Annotated in this window: 6 protein-coding genes; all 6 read right to left on the bottom strand. The window is 69.2% G+C overall.

Translation table 11 applies throughout. From position 1 onward, the window contains the following. Nucleotides 1–67 precede the first annotated feature (67 nt). Nucleotides 68–2251, bottom strand: coding sequence for a TonB-dependent receptor (locus ACI8U3_RS15290; RefSeq protein WP_415015731.1), 2184 nt, complete (start codon nt 2249–2251; stop codon nt 68–70). Between the two features lie 128 nt (nt 2252–2379). Beyond that, a complete protein-coding gene (locus tag ACI8U3_RS15295; RefSeq protein ID WP_415015732.1) occupies nt 2380–3138 on the bottom strand; it encodes a GntR family transcriptional regulator in 759 nt (252 codons plus the stop codon). 43 nt (nt 3139–3181) lie between these two features. Continuing rightward, complete coding sequence (locus ACI8U3_RS15300; protein ID WP_415015733.1) at nt 3182–3634, bottom strand: acyl-CoA thioesterase; 453 nt, start codon at nt 3632–3634, stop codon at nt 3182–3184. Beyond that, complete coding sequence (locus tag ACI8U3_RS15305) at nt 3618–3947, bottom strand: DUF4387 domain-containing protein (RefSeq protein ID WP_415015734.1); 330 nt, start codon at nt 3945–3947, stop codon at nt 3618–3620. Before ACI8U3_RS15305 ends, ACI8U3_RS15300 begins: the two co-directional genes overlap by 17 nt. Continuing rightward, entirely contained in the window at nt 3947–5332 is a 1386-nt protein-coding gene (locus ACI8U3_RS15310; protein WP_415015735.1) for an acyclic terpene utilization AtuA family protein, read from the bottom strand. Before ACI8U3_RS15310 ends, ACI8U3_RS15305 begins: the two co-directional genes overlap by 1 nt. A 115-nt stretch (nt 5333–5447) precedes the next feature. Next, nucleotides 5448–5795 (bottom strand): isocitrate/isopropylmalate family dehydrogenase (locus ACI8U3_RS15315; protein ID WP_415015736.1); only part of this gene is annotated, 348 nt, incomplete at its 5' end.

Raw genomic sequence — 5795 nt, forward strand, 5'->3', positions numbered from 1 at the left:
GGCGCCCCGGCGGACCGGGACGCAGGGTCGGGAAGGGCAGGCGCCCGGCGGAAGCCGGGCGCGGCGGTCAGAAGCTCCAGTTCAGCGTCACGCCCCAGGTGCGCGGCGGCAGATAGGACCCGAAATTGGCGCCGAGGAAGGTGCCCTGGAAGCCGCGGCTGACCTCGTCGGTGAGGTTCTTGCCCCACAGGGACGCGGACCACTGGCCGTTCAGCGGGGTGAAAATGATCCGGGCGTCGACGAACTCGCTGGGTTCGCGGCGCTCCGGTCCCTCGTTGGAGTTGTCCTCGTAGATAAGGCTTTCGTAGCGGTAGTCCGCCGCGAAGCGCAGCTCCGCGCCGCCCGGCAGATAGAGGTCGTAGGAGGGCGACAGGACGAGCTTGTGCTCCGGCGCCCGGGCGATGCGGTTGCCCGCATAGTCCACGCCAGCCTCGGGCATATACTCGTCGAAGGTGGCGTCGGTATAGCCGTACCCCACCGTGAGATTGGCCCCGGCGAAGGGCCGCCAGCTGAGATAGGTCTCGTAGCCCTGGATGGTGGCCGCCCCGGCGTTGTCGGTGACCACCGCCCCGCTGGGCAGGGTCCGGCGGGTCTGCAGGTCGGTGTAGTCCATCAGGAACAGGGTGTTGTTCCACACCAGGGCGCCGTTCATGAAGACGCTCTTCTGGCCGACCTCGTACTGGGTGGCGTATTCCGGGTCGAAGGGATCCACCGCCTCCTCGGCGGTGGCGGGCAGGTCCTGGAATCCGCCGCTCTTGAAGCCGCGCGAGACCATGGCGTAGATCATGTGGTCGGGGGCCAAGCGATAGTCCGCGCCGATCCGCCAGGTGACCGCGTCGAAGTCCGCCGAGGCCGAGGCGTCGAAAAGCTCGTCGGCCCGGAAGACGGCGTTCCCCGCCAGATTGTCGATGCGGTAGTCCTTGTCGTCGCGGGAATAGCGGGCCCCGGCGATGAGCGAGAGGCGCTCGCCGAGCGGAACCGTGACGTCCGCATAGGCCGCGTAGCTGCTGAGGGAGGCGTCCTGGGTGAAGATTTCCTCGCCCTGGCCGCCGATGTCCAGAGCCAGCACATCCAGGCGCACGGTGTCGCTGTTGTAGTTGTAAAGGCCCGCCACCCACTGGATCGCACTGCCCGGCAGGGACGACAGGCGCAGCTCGTGGCTGGTGGCGTCGCTCTGTTCGAAATTGCCGCCTTCGATGCCGATGAAGTTGAAGGTCGGATTGCCGCCATCGAAGTCGTAATAGGTTTCGTAGTCCAGATCGCGATAGGACCCGAGATAGGTCAGGGTGGCGAAGGACAGGTCCACATCCGCCTGGGCGCGCAGACCCCAGGTGTCCCGGTTCTGGAAGCCGTCGATCTCGCTGGCGGTGCGGTCCGGGTCCCGGTCGACGGTCCACAGGGCGGACATGGGATCGGTCTCGTCCAGATCCAGCACGTGCTGGCCGGGCCCGGTCGAGCGGTCTCTCGTGCCGTCGATCCCGAACAGGAGCCTGACCCCGTCTCGGGGCTCCGCATAGAGCTGAAGCCGGGCGCTGCGGGTGTCGCGATCCTCCAGATCGTTTCCGGTGAAGGTGTTTTCAACAAAGCCGTCGCGGGTGCGCCAGGAGACCGCGCCGCGGACCGCCGCACGGCCGCCGGCCAGGGGCGCATTGATCACGCCCGCGCCCTCGGCCAGGCCGTAGTTGCCGAGCGAGGCTTCGGCGCCGGCCTCGAAGCCCGACAGGTCCGGCCGGCGCGTCACCACATTGACGGCCCCGCCGACCACATTGCGGCCGTAGAGGGTGCCCTGTGGGCCCTTGAGGACCTCGATGCGCTCCAGATCGAAGGCGTCGAAGGCGACCATGGCCGGTCGGCCCAGATAGATCTCGTCCAGGAACACCGCCGCGGACGGGTCGCCCGCAGCGCCCCGGTCCGTGGAGCCGATGCCCCGGATGCCGATGCGCGGCTGGGTGGCGGGGAAGGCGTCCATCTGCAGGCCGGGCGTGCGGGTGGCCACGTCCTCGATGACCTGGATGCGGGCCTCCTCGATCTGCTCTGCGCCGAAGGCGGTCACCGTCACGGGCACGTCCTGGAGGCGCTGGCTGCGGCGCTGGGCCGTAACGATCACCTCATCGACCTGGACGGCCTCGGTCTGCTGGGCCTGAACGGAGGGTTCGTCGGCGGCGATCTGGGCGTGTGCGGGTATGGCGTAGCCCAGGAGGGCGGCCACGCCCACTCCGTAAGCGAACGCCTGCTGGCGGCGTGATGTCATTGTCCCCTCCCAGGGTCATGTTCTTTGCGTCTCTTCCGGTCAGACCGGCGGACGGGAGCACGATAGGCAGACTGGATGCGACCGGTCAACCGATTGCATCCAATCAATGGAGGGAATGGATGCGGGTCTCAGCGCACCGTGGCCAGGGCGTGAACGCGGGCCTTGGTGGCCAGAACGTGGGCGGACATGAGACGTCCGGCCTCTTCGGCGTCGCCGGCCTTGATAGACGCCACAATGGCCTCGTGATCGGCCTGGCTGTCGCGGATGTGGTCCGGCGTTGCATCGGGCAGCTGCCGGGCGCGGGGCGGAACATGACGGCTGACCGTGGGGCAGACCCGGATCACATCGCCGAACACCGGATAGATCACCGTCATGCGCACGGCGTTGCGCAGCACCGCGTTCTGGGAGGCCTGGTTCATCATGCGGTGGAAGCGCCAGTTCAGGTCGTACCATTCCCGCTCCCGCTCCACCGACCATGCGCCGCGGTCGACGATGGCCCGCCCGGCGCCGGCGACCGCCTGCAGGGCGCCCAGCTGCGCCGGCTCCCAGCCGAACTCGACCGAGAGGCGCGCGGCGAGCGACTCCAGGGCGGCGCGGGCCTCGATGGAATCCAGAATGTCGCGAAGGCTGACGGCGCGGACGGTGTAGCCGCGGTTGACGCTGTAGCTGACCAGGCCCTCGGCGGACAGGACCGCCAGGGCGCTGCGGATGGGGGTGCGGGACACCTCCAGCTGGGCGGCCAGCGCCTCGGCGCGCAGGCGTGTACCGGCCTCGATCTCGCCGGTGACCAGCATTTCCCTCAGGCGGGTGAGCACGGTCTGGGTCGCCGGTTCGGCGTGCAGCGGATCGGAGAGGTCGATGGCCGCGGGCGTGGTCTCTGAGCTCATGCTGTCCTGTCCCTCGCCGTCGGAAGCGTGGACGGCCCGGGTGTCATACACCGCCACCCAGCGCTCCGTCCAAGGGCGCGGCGGCCGCCCGAAACCGGGCCACGGTGGCCGGCGGCAGCCGCAGGGGGCGATGACTGTGCCGGTCCACCGCGCACCAGGCGCTGGTGATCTCCGCCAGGGTCTGTTCGCCCCGGCGGATCAGGGTGCGGAATTGGGCGCGGGCGCCGCGGGCCTCGATCAGGGAGACGGCTGCCGTCAGGCCGTCCTCGAGAAAGGCGGGCTTGCGGTAGGTGATCTCGTGCTTGAGGGCGACCCACAGGAACCGGGCGGCGGCCTCCCCGTCGGCGAACCGCTCCCAGTGCCGCACCACCGCGTCCTGCACCCAGCGGAGATAGACCGCATTGTTCACATGGCCCAGGTGATCGATGTCCTCGGCCCGGATGCGGACGGGGTAGGTGGCCTGGGCGCCGGTCACCGGATCAGGCGGCGGCCGCATCGGCGGGGGAAAGCTCAATGTCCAGAAGCCGCACATACTGCTGGCCGCAATGCATGTCCCGCTCCACCTCGCCGCCCTGCGGCGAGGCGCGGGGATAGGAGATCTTGACCACGTTCAGACCGGGCACGGCGAAGCGTTTCACCTGGGCGGGGTCGGCCCCGAACAGGGCGCCGATGGCCTCAGCGCCCAGGGCGTCGCTGTAGCCGAACCGGGTGAAGCTCTCCGCGTCATGAAAGAAGATGTCGATGGTGACCCAGTAGGGGCCGGCGTTCTTGGAGCGCACATGGCGGCAGACGTCCTTCAGGCGGGGCATCAGGCGGCCTCCCTCTTGTCCAGGTCCACCCATTCGGTGCGCACCAGCTCGAACGGATCGTCCACGTGGACCACATGGTTCAGGCGGAATTCGTAAACGGGGCCGCGCTCGATGTCGGCCGGGCCGAAGGCGAAGCCGTAGCTGGGCAGCTCCTCGTCCATCTTCAGCGGGAAGTGGAAGAAGTAGGGGTTGCAGGCCTTGGCGATCTGGGTGGCGATCTCCTGGGTCTCGGCCGTGGCGACGAACAGCACGCCCAGTTCACGCGGGGGCGGCGTGCCCTCGGGCGGGCGGTCGCCCGACACCGCGTTCCAGCCGTACATGCGAAGCGAGATATGGAAGTCGCCCGCGGCCGGGCCCATGGTCTTCTTCACCCGATCATAGAGAGCGGCCAGCATGCGGTCGTGGAAGACGTCCACATTGGCCATGATGTCCGGATCCTGGATGCCCACCAGCATGAGGGTCTGGAACCGGCCCCGCCCGGCGCCTTCCAGCTTCATGGTGTAGGGTTGGGGCTCCCACAGGGAGCCGGTCACCCGCACCATGCGGTCGGATACGGGCTTGTACTCGGCGTCGGTGACGTCCAGGACGCCGCCCGGTTCGGTGAGCCGGAAGGGGTCGCTGTTCTCATAGAGCATGTGGGCCGAGACGCTGTAGGGATCACAGCGGTTGTCCAGGGTCAGCGGCTCCACCTCGAACCCGTCGGCGTCGATGGTGATCAGCACGCCGGAGCCGCGATCGCGGTAGACGGTGCACTGGGCCCCGCATTCCGACACCTTGCCCGCATGCCAGGCAGGGCCGGACGGGGCGCCCTTCATCAGGGCGAAGGCGGCGATGACGGCGGTGTCGGTGGTGCGTCCGCCCAGGATGATGTCGGCGCCGGCCTCGAGCGCCGCCACATAGGGCTCCGGGCCCATGGCGGCCACGATGTGGTCGCAGGCGTCGATGGCGTCGTCGTCCAGGGCGCCGGCGGGGGGCAGGGGGGTCACCTTGCCCGCCGCGTTTCGGGCCTTCAGGTCCGCCTTGTCCTGTTCGCAATAGAGCAGGGCGATGCGAGGACGAATGCCCAGCTCCCGTGCGACCTCCACGGCGATGTCGCGGGTCCAGTTCACATTGGCGTCGCCGCCGGCCTGGCCGCTGGTCCCGACAATGAGCGGAATGCGCGCGTCCGCCGCCGCCCGCATCAGGATGGTCAGGTCGCGCTTGACCGAGCCGCGGTTGTTCTTGGAGATGCCCAGGGCGAGATAGGCGGCCCCGCTGTCGGTGGAGCCCGCGTCCGTGGCGATGGCGTGGGCGCCCCGGGACAGGCCGTAGCGCACCTCCTCCTCAAGCGCGCCTGCGCCAAGGGATCCGGTGGGCACGATGATCTTCACGGGGCCCTCAAGCATGTCCGGCGGTCTCCTCCTGCGGCTTCTGGAGCGGGCCGCATGTCCGAGACTTAGGGCCGTGGATGCAGTAGGTCAATAAAGTGGATGCAAAATGAGGAGGTGGCCTCTCAGCAGGTCAGGCGCCGTCGCGCAGGGCCGCCGCGATGGCCTGCCCGCAGGCCGCGGTGTCCGCCGGGCCGCCCAGGTCGGGAGTGCGCAGCTGGGGCTGGGCCAGCACCGCCTCGATGGCGCGCACCACCGCGGCGGCGGCTTCAGGCTCGCCCAGATGGTCCAGCATGAGGGCCGCGGACCAGATCTGGCCCACGGGGTTGGCGATGCCCTGACCGGCGATGTCCGGCGCCGAGCCGTGCACCGGCTCGAACAGGGAGGGAAAGCGGCGCTCCGGATCGATGTTGCCGGCCGGGGCGATGCCGATGGTGCCGGTGCAGGCGGGACCCAGATCGGACAGGATGTCGCCGAACAG

Origin of the sequence: Brevundimonas sp., assembly GCF_047617075.1 — a bacterium.
In the GTDB taxonomy this organism is placed as follows: Bacteria; Pseudomonadota; Alphaproteobacteria; order Caulobacterales; family Caulobacteraceae; genus Brevundimonas.